The organism is Ruegeria sp. S84, assembly GCF_056583445.1.
Genome location: NZ_CM152618.1, coordinates 3,207,501 through 3,226,918 on the forward strand (window position 1 = coordinate 3,207,501; position 19,418 = coordinate 3,226,918).

At 53.6% G+C, this 19,418-nt stretch carries 11 protein-coding genes, 1 tRNA gene and 2 rRNA genes; 5 read left to right on the forward strand and 9 right to left on the reverse strand.

Annotated features, from left to right (window positions below; all coding sequences use genetic code 11):
• Positions 1–24 precede the first annotated feature (24 nt).
• The 3 genes from AC1DFB_RS16020 (at position 25) to AC1DFB_RS16030 (ending at position 3,392) form a co-directional block, all read left to right on the forward strand.
• Positions 25–2,888: ribosomal RNA gene (locus AC1DFB_RS16020) — 23S ribosomal RNA — on the forward strand.
• A 190-nt stretch (positions 2,889–3,078) separates the two neighbouring features.
• Positions 3,079–3,193 (forward strand): 5S ribosomal RNA (gene rrf, locus AC1DFB_RS16025).
• Positions 3,194–3,315: 122 nt separating this feature from the next.
• Positions 3,316–3,392 (forward strand) — tRNA-Met (locus AC1DFB_RS16030).
• A 390-nt stretch (positions 3,393–3,782) separates the two neighbouring features.
• Here AC1DFB_RS16030 and AC1DFB_RS16035 read toward each other — a convergent pair.
• The 9 genes from AC1DFB_RS16035 to iolD all read right to left on the reverse strand — a co-directional run bounded on the left by AC1DFB_RS16035 (position 3,783) and on the right by iolD (position 17,265).
• Entirely contained in the window at positions 3,783–5,330 is a 1,548-nt protein-coding gene (locus tag AC1DFB_RS16035) for a S8 family serine peptidase (protein ID WP_480921655.1), read from the reverse strand.
• 21 nt (positions 5,331–5,351) lie between these two features.
• On the reverse strand, positions 5,352–6,479 hold the full coding sequence (locus AC1DFB_RS16040) for a phosphatase PAP2 family protein (protein ID WP_480921656.1): 1,128 nt from the start codon (positions 6,477–6,479) through the stop codon (positions 5,352–5,354).
• A gap of 26 nt (positions 6,480–6,505) precedes the next feature.
• Complete coding sequence (locus tag AC1DFB_RS16045; protein ID WP_480921657.1) at positions 6,506–8,692, reverse strand: adenylate/guanylate cyclase domain-containing protein; 2,187 nt, start codon at positions 8,690–8,692, stop codon at positions 6,506–6,508.
• A gap of 2,203 nt (positions 8,693–10,895) precedes the next feature.
• Complete coding sequence (gene iolG / locus AC1DFB_RS16050; RefSeq protein WP_480921658.1) at positions 10,896–11,885, reverse strand: inositol 2-dehydrogenase; 990 nt, start codon at positions 11,883–11,885, stop codon at positions 10,896–10,898.
• 1 nt (position 11,886) lies between these two features.
• Positions 11,887–12,717 (reverse strand): class II fructose-bisphosphate aldolase, encoded by an 831-nt coding sequence (locus AC1DFB_RS16055; protein WP_480568970.1) that lies wholly within the window; start codon positions 12,715–12,717, stop codon positions 11,887–11,889.
• Positions 12,714–13,571: a 5-deoxy-glucuronate isomerase gene (locus AC1DFB_RS16060; protein ID WP_170395026.1), complete on the reverse strand. Its 858-nt coding sequence runs from the start codon at positions 13,569–13,571 to the stop codon at positions 12,714–12,716. The genes AC1DFB_RS16055 and AC1DFB_RS16060 overlap by 4 nt, the downstream gene beginning before the upstream one ends.
• A 12-nt stretch (positions 13,572–13,583) precedes the next feature.
• Positions 13,584–14,561, reverse strand: coding sequence for a 5-dehydro-2-deoxygluconokinase (iolC, locus tag AC1DFB_RS16065; RefSeq protein ID WP_480921659.1), 978 nt, complete (start codon positions 14,559–14,561; stop codon positions 13,584–13,586).
• Entirely contained in the window at positions 14,558–15,397 is an 840-nt protein-coding gene (locus AC1DFB_RS16070; protein WP_170395022.1) for a phytanoyl-CoA dioxygenase family protein, read from the reverse strand. Before AC1DFB_RS16070 ends, iolC begins: the two co-directional genes overlap by 4 nt.
• Positions 15,397–17,265 carry a 3D-(3,5/4)-trihydroxycyclohexane-1,2-dione acylhydrolase (decyclizing) gene (gene iolD, locus AC1DFB_RS16075; RefSeq protein WP_480921660.1) on the reverse strand — a complete coding sequence of 623 codons (1,869 nt, stop codon included), beginning with the start codon at positions 17,263–17,265 and terminating at the stop codon, positions 15,397–15,399. Before iolD ends, AC1DFB_RS16070 begins: the two co-directional genes overlap by 1 nt.
• Positions 17,266–17,394: 129 nt before the next feature.
• Between iolD and AC1DFB_RS16080 the strand changes: the two genes are divergently transcribed.
• A complete protein-coding gene (locus tag AC1DFB_RS16080) occupies positions 17,395–18,498 on the forward strand; it encodes a Gfo/Idh/MocA family protein (RefSeq protein ID WP_170566823.1) in 1,104 nt (367 codons plus the stop codon).
• Positions 18,499–18,517: 19 nt separating this feature from the next.
• Positions 18,518–19,411: a TIM barrel protein gene (locus tag AC1DFB_RS16085; RefSeq protein ID WP_480921661.1), complete on the forward strand. Its 894-nt coding sequence runs from the start codon at positions 18,518–18,520 to the stop codon at positions 19,409–19,411.
• The last annotated feature ends 7 nt before the right edge of the window (positions 19,412–19,418 follow it).

Here is a 19,418-nt window from a genome sequence, read left to right on the forward strand (position 1 = left end):
TCAAGTCTTTCTCTTTCTGGATCAAATCAAGCGCGAGAAGGGCGTTTGGTGAATGCCTTGGCAGCAAGAGGCGATGAAAGACGTGATACTCTGCGATAAGCCATGGGGAGCTGAGAATAAGCTTTGATCCATGGATCTCTGAATGGGGCAACCCACCTGAAAGCTTCATATTGTTATCTTTGATACTCAATATGGGGTTTAAACAGGTACTTAAGACCTGAATACATAGGGTTTTAAGAGCAAACCCGGGGAACTGAAACATCTAAGTACCCGGAGGAAAGGAAATCAATTGATACTCCCCTAGTAGCGGCGAGCGAACGGGGACCAGCCGAGCCAGATAAGTGACTAGAACACGTTGGGAAGCGTGGCCATAGCGGGTGACAGCCCCGTATAGGAAGCTTTGATGGACGTATTAAGTAGGGCGGAACACGTGAAATTCTGTCTGAAGATCGGAGGACCACCTTCGAAGGCTAAGTACTCCTTGCTGACCGATAGCGAACCAGTACCGTGAGGGAAAGGTGAAAAGCACCCCGACGAGGGGAGTGAAACAGTACCTGAAACCGAACGCCTACAATCAGTCGGAGGATCCTCGAGATCTGACGGCGTACCTTTTGTATAATGGGTCATCGACTTGGTCTTACGAGCAAGCTTAAGCCGTTAGGTGTAGGCGTAGCGAAAGCGAGTCTTAATAGGGCGAATGAGTTCGTGGGATCAGACCCGAAACCGAGTGATCTAGGCATGGCCAGGTTGAAGGTAAGGTAACACTTACTGGAGGACCGAACCCACATCCGTTGAAAAGGATCGGGATGAGCTGTGCCTAGGGGTGAAAGGCCAATCAAACTCGGAGATAGCTGGTTCTCTGCGAAATCTATTTAGGTAGAGCGTCATCCGAATACCCCGGGGGTAGAGCACTGGATGGGTAATGGGGCCCCACAGGCTTACTGATCCTAACCAAACTCCGAATACCCGGGAGTACTAGATGGCAGACACACTGCGGATGCTAACGTCCGTAGTGGAGAGGGAAACAACCCTGACCTACGACTAAGGCCCCCAATTCATGGCTAAGTGGGAAAGCAGGTGGGACGACCAAAACAACCAGGAGGTTGGCTTAGAAGCAGCCATCCTTTAAAGATAGCGTAACAGCTCACTGGTCTAAATAAGTTGTCCTGCGGCGAAGATGTAACGGGGCTCAAGCCATGAGCCGAAGTCTAGGGATGCGTAAGCATCGGTAGCAGAGCGTAGTGTGACATAGCACTTATCTTGTATTATCGCCGGTCATTTGGTGCGAGTAATCGCGCTCAAGTAGCCGAATAGGCGGTAGCGCAAGATAAAGTGCTTTCGATGAAGCGGGCGCGTGAGCGATCCCGTGGAGAGATCACTAGTGAGAATGATGACATGAGTAGCGACAAAGAGTGTGAGAGACACTCTCGCCGAAAGTCCAAGGGTTCCTGCTTAAAGCTAATCTGAGCAGGGTAAGCCGGCCCCTAAGCCGAGGCCGAAAGGCGTAGGCGATGGGAACTAGGTTAATATTCCTAGGCCAGGAGGATGTGACGGATCACAGGTGTAGTTCAATCTTATCGGATTGATTGGGCTGCTGAGTGGTTCCTGGAAATAGCCCTCCATCAGACCGTACCCTAAACCGACACAGGTGGACTGGTAGAGCATACCAAGGCGCTTGAGAGAACGATGTTGAAGGAACTCGGCAAAATACCTCCGTAAGTTCGCGAGAAGGAGGCCCGGTTCCTAGGCAACTAGGGGCTGGGGGCACAAACCAGGGGGTGGCGACTGTTTATTAAAAACACAGGGCTCTGCGAAGTCGCAAGACGACGTATAGGGTCTGACGCCTGCCCGGTGCCTGAAGGTTAAAAGGAGAGGTGAGAGCCTTGAATTGAAGCCCAGGTAAACGGCGGCCGTAACTATAACGGTCCTAAGGTAGCGAAATTCCTTGTCGGGTAAGTTCCGACCTGCACGAATGGCGTAACGACTTCCCCGCTGTCTCCAACATCGACTCAGCGAAATTGAATTGCCTGTCAAGATGCAGGCTTCCCGCGGTTAGACGGAAAGACCCCGTGCACCTTTACTACAGCTTCGCACTGGCATCAGGATTGTGATGTGCAGGATAGGTGGTAGGCTTTGAAGCGGAAACGCAAGTATCCGTGGAGCCTCCCTTGAGATACCACCCTTCGCACTCTTGATGTCTAACCGCGGTCCGTTATCCGGATCCGGGACCCTGCGTGGCGGGTAGTTTGACTGGGGCGGTCGCCTCCTAAAGCGTAACGGAGGCGCGCGAAGGTTGGCTCAGAGCGGTCGGAAATCGCTCGTTGAGTGCAATGGCAGAAGCCAGCCTGACTGCAAGACTGACAAGTCGAGCAGAGTCGAAAGACGGCCATAGTGATCCGGTGGTCCCGAGTGGAAGGGCCATCGCTCAACGGATAAAAGGTACGCCGGGGATAACAGGCTGATACTGCCCAAGAGTCCATATCGACGGCAGTGTTTGGCACCTCGATGTCGGCTCATCTCATCCTGGGGCTGGAGCAGGTCCCAAGGGTACGGCTGTTCGCCGTTTAAAGAGGTACGTGAGCTGGGTTTAGAACGTCGTGAGACAGTTCGGTCCCTATCTGCCGTGGGTGTAGGAGACTTGAGAGGAGTTGCCCCTAGTACGAGAGGACCGGGGTGAACGATCCACTGGTGGACCAGTTGTCGTGCCAACGGCAGTGCTGGGTAGCTATGATCGGACAGGATAACCGCTGAAGGCATCTAAGCGGGAAGCCCCCTCAAAACAAGGTCTCCCTGAGGGCCGTGGAAGACCACCACGTCAATAGGCCGGAGATGTAAGCGCAGTAATGCGTTCAGTTGACCGGTACTAATCGCCCGATAGGCTTGATTTGATCCAGTAATGGAAAGACAAATCACCAAAAGCATACACTGACCTTGAGTTGGATAACGTCGCAGCGCCAAGCCGCGATGTTGGTTGATACTATAACCGAGTGGCAACGCGCCTTTTGCAAGCAAAAGGCGCTGCCTGCCACCTCGTCGCTTTCCTGCAACGCAGGAAAGTCGACATGGGCTTTTCCTCGGTTTGGTGGTCATAGCGCAAGTGAAACACCCGGTCCCATCCCGAACCCGGAAGTTAAGCACTGCCGCGCCAATGGTACTTGGGCTTAAGCCCCGGGAGAGTAGGTCACCGCCAAACCTAGAAAAAGCCCACATCTCTCTAACACGATGAAAAGAACACTACCCGGTCTCAAGTAGCCGAATAGGCGCTAGACCAACACAAGACCTCAAGTAGCGTAAGCGATAGGTCACTTAAAGTGTCGCGGGATGGAGCAGCCCGGTAGCTCGTCAGGCTCATAACCTGAAGGTCGCAGGTTCAAATCCTGCTCCCGCAACCAACTTTAGAAAATCCCAGAGCAGCCCGCGCAGACTACAAACAGTCCACCGGACTGTTCGATTAACGATCAAGCACTTTATAGCGCCACGCCCTTAAATCGACGCGTGAGGAAGAATGGGAGAATAGGGATGACCCTGAATCTATTGCTCTACGTGCTTCTGATCCCAACCCATTAATGGCGCGATATTGATATTCTTCACCAAGCGTTCCGATCGCTTAAGGCCAATGCCGCGTTCATGCGCAGTCTGTTGGCGTGAAAGCCCTATGATCAGCTTGATCCGTCCCGCAGCAGAGACGAATCAATCCGTGCGCTTCATTCCCATATTCAATCTCCATTGCGGCAAAATGCCTTGAAAGGAGCGGCATCAACCAATCACACGTACTAGTTTGTTCAAACCTGCAAAAGTAGTTTTGCAACGTCCAATAGTCCTGCCTGCCCAAAAAGCTCATCAGTGCTCGGTGTAGTATATGAGTTCATGGCATCTGGCTGCAAAGATGACCCTGCATCTAACCAATACCAGTGGTCTAGATTTAGTTTATTGGTATCAGCCGAAAAACCTTCGAAAATGTTCTTGACGTCAACACCTGACACCTTTGAAGTCGACTTGCGCTGCATCATCGCGATTGCTCCGGCGACCAAGGCAGCAGCACCCGATGTGCCTCCAAATTCAGCATATAATCCCGAAGGATCGTCGCGCGCACTTTCTCGTTTCTTCACAGGGCCAGCGAATGTTCCTTCCACGTAGCCCCGCGGTCCTGGAACATCCAAGGAAAGTAACCGTTGTGAGGCAAATGAAATTTCAGGGATATCATCATAAGGTGGTTCGCGCTTTTTGTGCACGTTCTCTACCCAGAAGTCGCCTGCTGAAGCAGCGCGACGGTCCAATCGGATTTGGTATCTGTTATATACTTCTCCGTCATCTGAAGGTGCGACTACGGTCAGATCACCCGAGTAGTTGGAATAACCCGATCGGTAGCCGTTGTAATTGACGGCGCCTACTGAAATGACACCGTTTGCGGAATTCGATGACAAACTGGCCGGGTAAATCAGTTCACTCCTGCCCTCATTACCTGCGGCGCATACAACAGGCGTCTGCTTGCTTACCCATTCTATGACTTTCTCAAGTAGAGCCCAGGATTTTTGGATATCCAAAATATCTTCATGAACTTCTCCCGCCTTACTTTTGTGAAGGCGGGTCTCTTCATCATCGTCAAAAGATGTTGGATAGCCGGGCCAATACGAAGGGTCAGCGGCATCGCGCGGAAATAGAATGACATCCACACCTTTCGCTTCTGCATAAAGAAAGGCCGCTATCAGTTCCTCAGGGCTAGGAGATATTGAAGTTGTGATAGGAACTACTTTGCTTAGCGGGTCTACGCCAAAGTAAGGGGCAACATTACCCGTATTGCCGAACTGATCCAATTCATAACTGGTACCGCTCGTCAGGCCGGCACATCCAGTCCCGTGAGCGGCATACCGATCATCATAGGCATCGACGTAACGCTTGACGCCAAAACCGTTACTAATTCTGTTAATTATCTCTGTTTCTTCAGGGTCGAGCCCAGGTATGACCAAAGCGCTGATACCGGTCAAATGTTGTTCTGGTAGCTCGCGGTGTCTGTTTGCTGCAGGATATGCCGATAACTCCTCGTACTTTGCTCCATACGGGTGGCTCGCTAAATCAATTGCGTCATTCCAAATAACCTGATCTGGAGGGGGAAGGGGGGCCTCTGGCGCTTCTAAGTTTGGATGATGCCGGGCCACCCCCATATCAATGAGGCCGATTTTTATATCCCGTCCTGCAAAATCCCATTCGACACCAGTTATCGTCGGGCAAACCTCACCAGATGAGGTGCCAGTTGGTACGGAAATCGCATTGATCGCCACCAGATGCCAAAGATAGTAGTAACGTTTATATAACTCATCGCCAACAGGCATTGGCTCACCTCCCCTTTGTAGCTATCCCAGCCATTCGTCCTGGGCTTCATCCATCAGTTCATCGAGAGCTTCTGTTAGATAAACCACTGTTTTCTTTGCGAGACTTCGTCCTGCAGCTGTATCGCTTGGGTAGTGTACACCTGCCCACTCTCTGTTCTCGGCAATACGCTGGGCGCGATGGAAAAGCGCTATCGTTCCCGGATGCTCGGGAACCAGCCGAGAGAACAGCTCGGCAATCGCGAATGATTGATAAGAATGGTTGGATGGATATGCAGCGTGAAAGGGTACGGGGATGTAAGGACGGATAAGTGGCTGCACGATGTTTGGTCGAGGTCGGCTGAACCTATTCTTGTAAGTAAGGCCGATCTCGTTGGTGATTTCCAGCAAGATGACCATCAAGGCCTTCGTCGCATCAAAGCCGCCTTGCTCGTCTATCCCCAAAGGAGTCAGGTAATCGTCAATTCCGAACTGCGCTTGTGCAACAATTTCGTCGCGGCGACGCACTTGATCTGGCTGTTTCAGCTGTTCTTGAAGCTCCAGCAGATGAGTGGTTTCAATCAGGCTTTCATCGGGTCCTGGAGGTGGAAGAAGATCAATATTCTCCCAGATTTTCCCGAGAATACTGGTATCAATGGGAATACCAATCTTACAGAGATCACGCATTTCGCGCCAGCCAAATGCCGCTTCACTACCATCAAATCCGAATTCACTACGGTTTCTGTTCCGATTTCGATTCCTGTTTCTGTTCCGATTTCGATTCCTGTTCCTATTGCGGTTTCTATTTCTGTTGCGGTTAAGCGCAAAAGATGAAGACTGACCCATTGCAATTGTAGCCACTCCGGCAGCAGAAAGGCGCTCGACCATACCCTTAAGTATCTTACTTCCTTCGGTATCTCTATTGACTGTGTCGAAAGTGATTTTATTCAATTCGCTGAGCAGTTCGCCAAAGAACTGAATTCGGGATTCGTCCTTTTCATCGAGTGCCTCGAAAGCTAGCTCCAGATATTTAGTTGATAGTTCTTTTCCTTCTGGATGAAACATCTTCTTCGCATTCAACAGGCTCGCACTGAACTTCAGAATCTTACACGAAATCAATTCTCCGCGCCGAACAAGCATACCGTAGTCGTTGAGAAACTTAACGTAGTCCAATGAACTCCCCTCCCTAAATCCAAATACTAAATTTGTTTTGGTAGCCCGATACGGCTCAGACCATCCTCCATTAATTTTGCGCTGAAGCGGGTCGGAACCGGAAACCAGTCTTCTCGAATACTTGTGAGAGACATGTCTGGCTCCAATTCGACAAGTCGATGTAACGCTTTCTCACCTTTGGTGTGATCGCCCAAGTGACCGTATGATGCCGCCAGATAGCGCATAACTGCTTTAAACTGTGGTTGTACCGCCATTACGTTTTCGCCAAATTTGACGGCTTGTTCGAAGTCGCCATTTACCAACGAAGCTACGCAGCTTGCGCCGTCGAATAGATGACGATAAGGGCTGTGCCGTCCGATAACCCTAGCTTTGTTCGCGGCCTCCACTGCAAGCCTCGGACGATCGGTATAGCAATAGAGCATCGCAGCAGAATCCCAACACATTGCACGATATGGGCTCAACTCCAGGGCTCTGTCAGAAAGGTCCTGAGCAATCGAAAACTCGCGGAACACGTAGGAATAGACGTGAGCGACAAGCCCTAAAACGGTCCCGTTATCTGCGTCAGCTTCGACTGCTCGCCTCGCTAGCTCTCGTGCTCTTTCTTCAAGCTCAATGTCCCACGTTCCGTAACGTTCGCCGATTTGGAACGTCGTAAAATATGCTAGCCAGGCCAAGTAAACAGGCTTGGGGTCGATTTCGTAGGCCGCCAATATGTCTGCCTGCAAATGGTCCAAACCGGGTCCGGACATTGTTAGCAAGTGATGGACTGCTGAGATCGCCGTCTTTGCAGCATGATGGGCAGCGGGGTCTCGCATATGACGCCCATTCACCAATGCCGTGAGGAGCGCATCAGTAGCGTAGCTTACAAAAGCTGCAACGCTGGAGGTTGAGAGCCCAAGAAAGTCGCCCTGATCAGCCACCACATTCTGATTCCAAATAACTTTCCGGTCCTCGGGGCGCATTGCAGTGACAGAAACTTGAAGCATGCTTTCGCAGGCTGACGCTCTGCACTGAAGAAACAAGTCGGGACCAACACCGTGGCTGGGGCTGGAGTTGTATGGCCCGGGCACGTTCGGGGTGCGATAGTCCTGAACAATCAGGGCCTCGGTTTCCGAAAGAGATTTTGATAGCTGCTCTGCGACGATATTTGCTACGAAAGAGGCTTTTTCCGATCCCGCTCCCACATCTGAGGCTAGAAGGCCAATTACGAAATTTGTTCTCGTAGTTTCTACCCATGACGCATTAGGCGTTGGCTGAGTTGTGAGATCGGTTTTACTTACTAGATTAGCACCATCTTGGTTGATGCATCGAACCGCAGACCGTTGATGCTGGAGCCAATCCATGAAAGCAGCATTGCGGCAATTGAAACCCTCCAACAGCCTATTATTCGATAGTTCTACTGTTGGCTCCGTTAGGTCTATTTCCAATTCTTGTTGATTGAGGCAAATGAGATCTTTGTCGCGAACTACACTGATTAGGGTTGCCAAACCCGTGTGTTCATTGGTGGCGTCGACGAGCCGCTCCAATAAAGCAGACCTTTCAGAAGTAGACTGGTCCTCCCAAATAATTTCGCCAGCCCGATGCGCTGAAAAAACACCTTGAGAGCAAGCTAGGAGCGAGAGAAGCATTGTCTGCTCGTTGCTTAGGTCCAGCAAAGTGTTTTGGGAGCCCCAATACTTCGGATACCCAATCAATTCGAGACGGGCCTTTGACAGCGACCCTTGGTCCGAAACCCTGATCACCTTGAATAACTCGAGAGAGTTTCCCAAATTTTTTAGTGTTGGGTAGCCGATGGAGACAAACCGAAAGTCGTTTCCACCCCGAAGCGAATTTCGGACCGCACTGGAGACCAGGACGTCACCGGCCGATCCAGCACTTTCGATACGGGCCGCAGTGTTCACGGTGTTCCCTATGATTTGGCGGTCTATTTCAAATGTATCACCAACATGTACACCGATCCTGAACCCGCGATCATAGTTTCCGACTTGTGCGGAAAGAGTTTCCTGTACCCTCAACGAGGCTTCTACCGCGACTGAAACACTTCTGAATGTCGCGCAAAAACCATCACCAGCAATACCCGTGACTTCACCTCCAAGAGCGACCACTACTTCACTGGCTAAATTCAGATCCGCGCGAATAGTGGATAGGGTTCGCATTTCAGTTTCGCGAACCGCTAACGAGTACCCACATGCATCAATGAACACGATGGCCATTAGGCGGGCTTCTGGTGTTTTAGTCTTCGAAAACTTTGTCTGGTCTACCCCATATCTTGACCTCAAAGTAAATAGATTAAATGTTTCTAATGCCTAAAATTCGACACCCTGATCGATTGTTTTAAATAAAAATAACCCCACAGTTAGGGTCAGTAGTACACTAATCTCAGTAACTCGTCGACATTAAACGCGCTCGACATTTGCAATTGAGAACGCAGGTATTTGTTAAGTTCCAGATATAAATAAATAAATTTAGTGGTGGGTGATATGAACTGATACTTTCCGGTCATTGGTAGGTGTCAAAGAGGGAAAGCTTCCGCATTACTTCATAAGTGCTTGATTCCGGTGAATAAGAATGAAACGCACCGTCGCAGCGCGAGATAAGGATGCACATTAAGAGGTCAAAGAGTGAATGCCACTTGAATATCGACAAAAGGCGTTTCTTGACATCTTGTCATTGGCTTCAATTTTTGCATCAACACGTACCAAGACTTCAAGCGCTGCTAATTCATCTTTCTCTATGACAACACAACGGTAAAACCCAAGGGTCGTGTTACAATTGAATTAGATCTTTGGATTTCTACCAATTGAAGCATTGTACTATATTTCGTCAAAATGGATGCTTATCAGTTGAAGTATATTGAACTAACCTAGAACTCCCCCGTTTTTTGTTTAGAACAAATTTTGCTCCCAAGGTTTGATGACTTGAACCGTTCTCTGGAACGAAGGATGCGCGATGGGCACAGATGGGGAAGCAAGATGCATTCCAGTTTAAAGTGTCAGTTCAGTAGCTCGGGAAGTGCCCATCCAGTGTTGGCCGTGCTATTTGGTTGAAGCTTGATGAGGCTATCCCTCATCCAATGAGAGGTATCGTAGTTTCTGCTGAGAAGGACACCATGCAGCGATGGTCCGCTTATCGAGCCATCTTCATAGGTGGAGAGAGTGACGTCATAGAGTTATCTTTCGAATTCAAACTCTCATCACTGAGCACCTTCGAAGTGCAGGGTTCTCAGTGGCCCCGAGAGTCTTTCCGAAACATCTTGTTTCCAATTCACGAACTAAGAGTTTCGAATTTAGCCGTGGACACATTTTTGCCATAATGCCATCCTGGCACAGTGGGCGGCATGTCTTTATTTTTAGCACTTTCTAGTTTTTCCAACTGGATTTGAGGGGGTTACCTAGTTCGATATGCCGCCCCACGAGCAATCTTCTGATCGTCCAATGAATGAAGCGCATTCTCGGTGGCGTTGATACAATGCGCGTTCAAACCATTTGTATCGCGCAACTGGGTGTAGTTATGGTGTACCTCGACAGCGCCATTAGATTCTATGTGCGCAGTTTCAGGTATCTTTCCATTGATCGTTGCGCGCTGAATGATGTGCAATCGGCGATGCAGAGGTGCAACAGGTCAAGATAGAAATGCCATCAGAACGACCCCAACTAACGTCCTGAGAGCGGTATCTGAGCAAGTAAGCGCTGCCTGGATAGCAAGTTTCCGCAACGTAAACATAAGCTCACTTTTCGCCTTTCAAGACTTGCTCTATGCCGGGTGCAGCATTCCGGTGGGGGCCGATATGAAACTTAGTGCGTTGGAAATCCTTTGCGTCATTTTGGCAAGTGTTGTGGCAGTGGCTGGTTTTGCCGGAGCCGTGAATGCGCTTGTTTCAGCGATCTAATGTAGCACCGCAAAGTTGTAGGGCCTTTAGGCGCATGTTGTCGCGCTCGTGACAACTGTTCTCTCGGGGTGTCGGTGGCTTTGTAGTAAGACATTGAAACTAAAAAATTAAAGAAACACCATGTACTTCTTTTTCGTTCATCGTTGACGCCGTCGTCACCCAAAGTGAACAGGTCTAGGGCCCGAAAACAAGCCCGCTTCGTCCAAATCTCGCGGTGGCGGTATTAGATTGAAAGCGTCGCCTCACATTCCACCTAGCAGAGGGGTTGGCGAGGGGGTCGAGCCAACCCCTCTGAAGGGGATACACGGAACAGTGAAAGTGGTCCGTTGAGCTCAGGTTATGCGATGCGTGTAGGCCCGTATATTGGGGGTTCCCCGTAGTTGGGAAAATTAATCTTTCAGACACATTCCGGACATCTCGCCCAGATACCAAAACGATACGGCGCGCCTAGAAGATGTCTGATGATTTCTTGAGGGGGTACGAGTTTGGCGCGTCGTACCTTGAACCTCGATGATTTCCCAAAAACCTCAAGCGAGGCTGATAACGATGCCCTGCTTCAAGGACGCGTCCGCCGCATCGGCCAGCAACTGAGCCCGCAGCCCATCGATGATACCTGGTGCAAGTTGTCCTGATCCGGACACAGCGGCAATGAAATGGGCCATCTCGGCTTGATAGGCGCCTTCGTAGCGTTCAAGAAAGAAATGCTGGGCGGGGGCTTTGCGGAAACCCAACGGAGTCGCGACCTCAACCGCATTCTCCAACATGTTTTCAGCCCGCAACATGCCCTTCTCGCCATGCACCTCGATGCGCTGATCATAGCCGTAGCTGGCGCGGCGCGAGTTGGAGATCTGGCAAATCTTGCCACTGGCCGTCGTCAGGGTTACGGCTGCGGTGTCGACGTCTCCGGCTTTGCCGACCTCGGGATCGACGAGCGATGATCCAACAGCGTAAACGCTGATAGGTTCTTCGCCCAGTAAGAAACGTGCCATATCCAAGTCATGGATCATCATATCGCGGAACAACCCACCTGAGCTTTCGATATAGCTGATCGGTGGCGGCGAGGGGTCGCGGGACAGAATGGTAACAATTTCGACCGCGCCGATCTCACCTTCGGCGATGCGGGATTGAATATTGGCAAAGCTCGGATCAAAGCGGCGGTTGAAGGCCGTCATGAAGGGCACGCCGGTGGCTTCGACCACCTTGATGCAGTCGCGGATGCGGTCAGCGGACATGTCCACCGGCTTTTCGCAGAAGATCGCTTTGCCGGTATTCGCCGCTTTATGGATCAGATCGTAGTGGGTGTCGGTCGGAGTACCGATGACGACAGCATCGACATCTTTGCTTTCGATCAGTTCGTCCGCCGACAGGATCTGTGCGCCAGTTTTGTCGGCCAGCATCTGAGCCGGTTCTGTGAATGCGTCCGCCACTGCGCTCACCCGTGCGCCATCAATCTGCCCGATCGAGCGCGCATGAACCTGACCGATCCGCCCGCATCCCAATAGCCCAATATTCAGCATGTCATGCCCCTTTGAACGCTTTCAGTACTCGGCGCGTCGCCTCGACCACCGGTTCATGTGTATCTTTCAGTATTTGAACGCGGTCGAACCTGTCCGGATCGGCATTCACGGCCGTTCGCAGGGCATTCCCAAAGGCCATTCGCAGCTCGGTCCCGATGTTAAATTTGCAGATTTTCGATCCGCGCGCCAGCGCAGCACGTTGCGCAACCGGCACGCCCGAGCCGCCATGGATCACCAGAGGTATCTCGGTCACGGCTTCGATGGCGCGGATACGGGTCTCGTCCAGACCGCCCTCTTTGTTCTGCTGCAAGTGGACGTTGCCGACCGAGATCGCCATTGCATCCACGCTGGTCTCTCGGGCGAATTGCGCGGCTTCCGCCGGGTCGGTTCCGTCCGAACCTTCACCACCCGAATAGCCGACAAAACCGATTTCACCCTCGCAGGAGACACCAGCGGCATGGGCCATCTCGGCAATTGCAGTGGTCTCGGCGATATTCTGTTCCAAAGGCTTGCGTGAGCCGTCAAACATGACAGAGGTGAAGCCGCTGTCGATGGCGATGTGGCATTCGTCATGGGTGTAGCCATGGTCCAGATGCGCCACGACGGGCACGCTGGCACATTCGGCCAGATGGCGGAACATCTTGCCCAGAACCGGCAGCGGCGTGTGTTCGCGGCATGATGGGCCGGCTTGCAGGATGATCGGTACGCCTTCGGCTTCGGCAGCGGCCACGTAGGCACGCATATCCTCCCAGCCCAGCGTCACCAACCCGGCCACGGCATAGCCGTCACGCAGCGCGGGTTGCAGCACGTCCGATAATGTCACAAGGCTCATTTGAACTTGGCCACCATGTCCATAATGCCCGGGATCGTATGCAGCTGGGCTGCATGGGTCGGTTGGAAATACTGCTTCAGCGAGCGCTGACTGAGCCCGCCGAGGATGGTGAAATAGTACATTTCATACCCCGGCAAAACTGCGCAGGGGTGATAGCCCTTGTCCAGCAGGATCGTCGAGCCATCCATGATGTGATAGGCATCACCCGGCTTGTTGTCTTCGCGCTGCAGCATCTGGACGCCAGAACCATAGTTGGGCCGGAAGCGGAAATTATAGGTTTCGTCATGGCGGGTTTCGATCATTTCGCCATCGTCGCTTTTGCGGTCGGTGTCATGTTTGTGGCTGGGAAAGCCGGACCAGCCGCCCTGACCCACGGTATAAAGTTCAGACACCAGCAAGCGGCCGACCTTGTCGTGATGGTTCGCGCCCAGAATGTGTTTGATTTTTCGATGGGTTTTGGTGTCGTCCGATCCATACTGCACCAGATCCAGCTCGGGTACGCGGACATCAAAGGGTTCAAGCACACGGTCGAATTTTGCGCCCGCGATGAAGGTTTCGGTTTCATCCGTCATGCAGGTTATTCGAACCTTGGCGCCGACGGGAACGTATACGCCCTCGGGCTCGCCATCCCAGACGTCGATGGTGCGGTTGCCAAGGTTGGTATAGATCGCGCCGTCCACATCGACATCCACGGTACCGGTGGCGGGCACGATGCAGGTCTCATAGCCCGGTACGGCATATTCGAACACCTCGCCCTTTTTCAGTTTGACGATGTTGAAATAGTTTAGCGGCACCAGATCATGGTCGGCATCGACGATAGGTTTGTTCTGGTTGTCATGGGGCGCAATATGCATCTGCGTCTCCTTTCAGGTATCCGTGGAGCCCGGGTGTTGGGCCAGAAATTCGTCAAGTTCGGGCGTGGTTGGCATGGCCCCGGCGCAGCCGGGTTTCGACACGACGATCGACGCGCAGGCCGAACCGCGCAGCACCGCATCGCGCAGGTCATGCCCCGCAGCGACCGAGGCCAGAAGACCGGCCAGAAAACTGTCACCCGCGCCGTTGGGCTTCACGGCGGTAACCGGGTAGATGCCGGTGCGGACCTCTTGCCCGTCTGCCAGCGTAATGGCCCCCTCATGGCCCATCTTGTAGATCACCATCTTGCCATTGGCCGCCAATTCGCGGGCCTTGTCTAAACCTTTTTCGATGCCGCCCGCCATAAAGCCGAACTCTTCATCATTGCCTACGATCAGATCGCTTTCATTCCCTGCGCGGGTCAGAACCTCTGAGGCAACTTCGGGTGATGGCCAACTATAGGGGCGGTAATCGATGTCGAAAATCACCGGCAGGCCTGAGGCGCGCGCATTTTCAAACGCGCGGAAGGTGGCCGAGCGTGAGGGTTCCGCAGCAAACACCGTGCCCGCCGTGATCAGGGCTGAGAAGGCGCTGTAGTCGACCTCATCCATATCCGCCTCGGTTACCTGGAAATCAGCGGCGCCGTTGCGGTAGATGACATTCTGAAAGTCTTCGATGCAACTTTCGTAGACAGCCAAAGACGTACGCGCCTCGCCACCCACAGCTCGGACATATCTCGTTTCAACGCCATAGTCGCGCAGCCGGTTCACACAAAACCGCCCCACGGCATCATCCGAGACCGAGGTGACCAGCGCCGCTTGCGATCCCAGCTTCACCAGTCCGGCGCAGATATTGGCGCTTGATCCGCCCAGATCGGCGCGAAACACTTGTGCGTCTTCGCTTTTGGTTCCGACCGGATCCGCAAACATGTCCATTCCGGCCCTGCCGAACACGGCAAAGCGGTTACCTTTTATACCTTCGATCAGAGTCACGTGCGCCCCTCGGTATTGCCTGCCCGCGCGGCATCCAGCACCTCGGGGTAGGGATAATTCAGGCCCAGCAACTGCCGCAGATCGGGACTTGCCTGATCAAGGAAATCCTGCGGTAGCGCAGCGGGCATATCTTCCATCGGTTTAACCCATTTGGGCAGATACTGGATCAGGATCGCGCTGCGGTCGTGATCCGCTTTGTTCGGCATCGCGCAATGCCACGTTACGCCATAGAACAGAGCAACATCGCCAGGCTCACCGGTCATCTGCTCGCATTTGTCATAGAACTTGTCTTCGGGCGTGGGATAACGAAGCTCTTTCTGCGATCCGGGTACATAGCCGGTCGCGCCGCTTTCCTTGGTGAACGGGTCCAGCAAAACCGAGACCTGTGCATTCATTGGAAATGATCCATTCAGACCGACGGGATGCGTTTCGGGGCTGTGAAAGTCCCAATAGGGATAGTCGACATGCGGCTCCTGCCCCGGCCCGCCCGGCAGGATGCGATTGGCAGCGATCGAGCCCATGATGAACTCGGTCCCCAGAAACTTGCGGAGGATCTTCATCAGAACCGGATGTGCAGCCATGCGTGAAAACACGTCGCCCTTGGCCAACAGGTTCCAGACCCGCCGCTGCAGGTTCAGTTTGCCATCTTCTTCCGCAGCGCCTTGGAAATGGGTCACTTTCTCGGCCGCTGTTTCGGATTCGGCCATGACGATGGCACGTGCCTCGGCGATCTCTTCAGGGGTGAAAAGGCCCGAGATTGCGACGACTCCGTCACCGTTCAGCAATTCATCCACAATGACGTCTGGGTCAGCCGTTTCTGCCTTGAACCGTTTCATCAGATGCCCTTGCGTTGTTTTTCACGGGTCGATTCCCATTCGACATGGGCATCACGAACCCTCTCGTCAGCCGAAGTGTGGGGTGTTCCAACCTCCCACCATGCATGGCCTTCAGTGGTCCAGCCTTCATAGGCGTCCACGTCCATCACAATCACATAAGTCTTGTCGCTGGCCTTGGCGCGCTTGAACGCTTCGGCCAGCTCTGCCGGGTTCGCGACCTTTTCGCTGGTGGCCCCCATCGAGGCTGCGTGGGCCGCGAAATCAACGCCAAAGGCTTCGGGGATGGTGGGGCAGTCTTCCAGCAGGTTGTTGAAGCTTTCGTTGCCTGTGTTGTTCTGCAGCTTGTTGATTACTGCAAAACCGCCATTGTCCAGCACCAGAACAATCATCTTCTTACGGCTCAGAACCGAGGAATAGATGTCCGAGTTCAGCATCAGATATGAGCCATCACCGCAGAAGGTAATCGTGTCCTTATCCGGCTCACGCTCAGATTGGGCAATGCGCGCGCCCCAAGCGCCCGCGATCTCATAGCCCATGCAGGAGAATCCGAACTCGACATCAACGGTGCCAATATCCAGCGTGCGCCAATTGGCAGTGACCTCGGCGGGCAAACCTCCGGCAGCGGCGACCACACGGTCACGCGGGTCGCAAAGCTCGTTCACAACGCCGATGGCTTGCGCGTAGGAGCTTGGGCGGTTCCCGTACGCGACATTCTCGGCCACATAGGCATCCCATTTACGCCGTTCGTCCTGCGCCAGTGAAACCCAATCGGATGCAGCCGTGTAGTCAATTGCCTGTGTTAGAGCCTGAATTGAAAGCTTGGCATCCCCAACAACTGGTAAGGACATGTGCTTACCCGCATCATGCCGCGCAGCATTGATCGAGATGAACTGAGCGTCTTTGGCAAAGGCGGTCCACGATCCGGTGGTAAAATCCTGCAGCCGCGTGCCAACAGCGACGATCACATCGGCTTGTTCCGCAATTGCGTTCGCACTGTCCGATCCAGTGACGCCGATCGGGCCAATGTTCAGCGGATGGGTCGCCAGCATATTGGCGCGGCCTGCGATGGTTTCGACGACCGGGATCTGAAGCTTTTCGGCGAATTCGGTCAGCTCGGCCACGGCTTGCGAATATTGCACGCCGCCACCCGCGATGATCATCGGGCGTTTCGCCCCTGCCAACGCGGTAGCAGCATCGGCGATTTCATCCGCATCGGGAGATTGGCGGCGAATGCGATGCACTTTTTTCTCAAAGAACTTCACCGGGTAGTCATAGGTCCAACCCTGCACATCCTGTGGCAACCCAAGGAACGCCGGCCCGCAATCGCCCGGGTCCAGCATTGTCGCTATAGCGGCGGGCAGAGATTGAATGACCTGTGCCGGATGCGTGATGCGATCCCAATAGCGGCTGACCGGTTTGAAGGCGTCATTCACACCAAACGTCGGGTCATAGTAGTTCTCCATCTGCTGCAGAACCGGATCCGGCAAGCGGGTGATGAACGTGTCCCCGCACAACATCAGCATTGGCAGTCGGTTCGCATGGGCCAGTCCAGCAGCAGTCAACAGATTCGCAGTACCGGGCCCTGCGCTAGCGGTGCAGAACATGAATCGCTGACGCAGCCATTGCTTGGCATAGCCCGCGGCGGCGAATCCCATGCTCTGTTCATTCTGCCCGCGATACAACGGCAGCTCATCCCGGACAGTATTCAGTGCCTCGCCCAGGCAGGTCACATTGCCATGACCAAAAATCCCGAAACCCCCGCCACATAGGCTATATTCCTGCCCGTCGATCTCGATGAACTGGTTCGACAGCCAGCGAATGATCGCCTGCGCCGTTGTCAGGTAAACAGTTTCGTGTTGCGCGGACATGTCTGCGGGCTCCTTTAGGAAAATTATGATGCAGTGCCGAATGCAGCTTGCGAGAGTCCTATTCTCACGATACAAGTTTTGCAACCGGTTGCAAATGGTTTTCAAGAAAAAGCGAGGGAGGACGTCGGAATGGCAGAGATCGGCATTGGCATTCTAGGCGGCGGATATATGGGCAAGGCCCATGCGGTCGCCATGTCCTCGGTTGGGGCGGTGTTCAACACGGCCTTGCGACCACGGTTAGAGATGGTGTGCGCCTCGTCACCGGAAAGCGCTGAGCGGTATCGTCAGGCCTATGGATTCGCGCGCTCGACGAATGACTGGCGTGTGTTGGTGAACGACCCGAAGGTCGAGGCCGTTGTGATCGCCACGCCTCCGGAAACACATCGCGAGATCGCTCAGGCAGCGTTTGCGCTGGGCAAACCTGTGCTGTGTGAAAAGCCTTTGGGCGCGTCGCTGGAGGATGGTGCGGCGATGTCAGCAGCGGCCGAGGCCTCGGGCTTGGCCAACATGGTTGGTTTCAACTATATCCGCACCCCGGCCAGCCAATACGCTCGCGCTCTGATAGCCGAAGGAGAGATCGGCGACATCACATGGTTTCGGGGTGAGCATACCGAAGATTTCTACGCGCACCCTCAAGCCCCGGCAACCTGGCGTACAACAGGAATGTCGAACGGAACGATGGGTGATCTTGCGCCTCATATGATCAATGCCGCACTGGCTTTGATCGGCCCGATTTCACGCGTGATGGCCGAGGTCGAAACCGTGCACAATAGCCGCCCGGGTGGCGAAGTTGACAATGACGACCACGCTCAGATGATGGTGCGGTTCGCGAACGGAGCAATGGGATCGATCTATATCAGTCGAATCGCGACTGGGCGCAAGATGGGCTATGCCTATGAGATCAGTGGCACCAAGGGTGCGATCCGCTTTGATCAGGAAGACCAGAACGTTTTGTGGCTCTACCGTATGGAGGGTCCCGAAGCTGAGCGTGGCTTTCGTAAGATCCTGACCGGCCCTGCGCACCCGGACTATGAGCCGTTCTGTCAAGGGCCGGGCCATGGCACGGGCTATCAGGATCAGATCATCATCGAGGCGCGAGATTTCCTGCGCGCGATCGAGACAGGTAAACCGGTCTGGCCGACCTTCCACGACGGGCATGAGGTCAACCGGGTCGTCGCTGCGGCATTGGCATCGTCAGCGGATGAAAGCTGGAAAAATATCGAAGATTTCTGAGCATCGGAGACAAGACAAGATGAGCATCAGAATTGGCAATGCGCCCTGTTCCTGGGGCGTGGAATTTGCGCAGGACCCGCGCAATCCGCATTGGAAAACAGTTCTCAGCGAATGCGCTGCGGCCGGGTATAAGGGTATCGAACTCGGCCCGGTGGGTTTCATGCCCGAAGACCCTGCGGTGCTGGCCGATGCGCTGGCCGAGCATGATCTTGAACTGATCGGCGGCGTTGTGTTCCGCAACTATCACGACCCCGACGCGTGGGAAGACGTGCTGGACGCCACCCACCGCACCGCTCGCGCATTGAAAGCGCATGGGGCGCAGCATATGGTGCTGATCGATGCGATCTCACCCCGCCGCGCGCCAACCGCTGGTCGCGCCGATGAGGCTGAGCAGATGGACAAGGCCGAGTGGACGGCGTTCCGGGATCGCCTTTCTGAAAGCGCGCGGATCGGGTCCGAGGAATACGGGCTGACCGTTGGGATGCACGCTCATGCTGCGGGCTTCATGGACTTTGAACCTGAACTTATCCGTTTGCTGGACGAGGTCGATGAAAGCCTTTTGAAAATTTGCTTCGATACGGGGCATCACTCTTATGCCGGGTTCGATCCGGTCGGCTTCATGAAGCGCTACGTTGATCGGATCTCGTACATGCACTTCAAGGATATCTCTCCGACAGTGAAAGCGGATGTAATTGCCAATCGGACGGGCTTCTATGATGCTTGCGGGCAGGGGATTTTCTGCAATCTGGGTGAAGGCGACGTAGACTTTCCAACCGTTCGCCAGGTGCTGCTGGACGCAGGTTTCACAGGATGGTGCACGGTCGAGCAGGATTGCGACCCAACGCTCGACCCTGATCCTGTAGGGGACGCGCGGAAGAATCGTGAATACCTTGAATCCATTGGTTTCAGTTAAGGAGGTC

Excerpts from the sequence above, each read along its gene's own strand:
- AC1DFB_RS16060 (WP_170395026.1), bottom strand. The coding sequence starts at position 13,571 with ATGCATATTGCGCCCCATGACAACCAGAACAAACCTATCGTCGATGCC.
- iolG (WP_480921658.1), bottom strand. The coding sequence starts at position 11,885 with ATGCTGAATATTGGGCTATTGGGATGCGGGCGGATCGGTCAGGTTCAT.
- AC1DFB_RS16045 (WP_480921657.1), bottom strand. The coding sequence starts at position 8,692 with ATGGCCATCGTGTTCATTGATGCATGTGGGTACTCGTTAGCGGTTCGC.
- AC1DFB_RS16085 (WP_480921661.1), top strand. The coding sequence starts at position 18,518 with ATGAGCATCAGAATTGGCAATGCGCCCTGTTCCTGGGGCGTGGAATTT.
- AC1DFB_RS16055 (WP_480568970.1), bottom strand. The coding sequence starts at position 12,717 with ATGAGCCTTGTGACATTATCGGACGTGCTGCAACCCGCGCTGCGTGAC.
- AC1DFB_RS16080 (WP_170566823.1), top strand. The coding sequence starts at position 17,395 with ATGGCAGAGATCGGCATTGGCATTCTAGGCGGCGGATATATGGGCAAG.
- AC1DFB_RS16070 (WP_170395022.1), bottom strand. The coding sequence starts at position 15,397 with ATGAAACGGTTCAAGGCAGAAACGGCTGACCCAGACGTCATTGTGGAT.
- AC1DFB_RS16035 (WP_480921655.1), bottom strand. The coding sequence starts at position 5,330 with ATGCCTGTTGGCGATGAGTTATATAAACGTTACTACTATCTTTGGCAT.
- iolD (WP_480921660.1), bottom strand. The coding sequence starts at position 17,265 with ATGTCCGCGCAACACGAAACTGTTTACCTGACAACGGCGCAGGCGATC.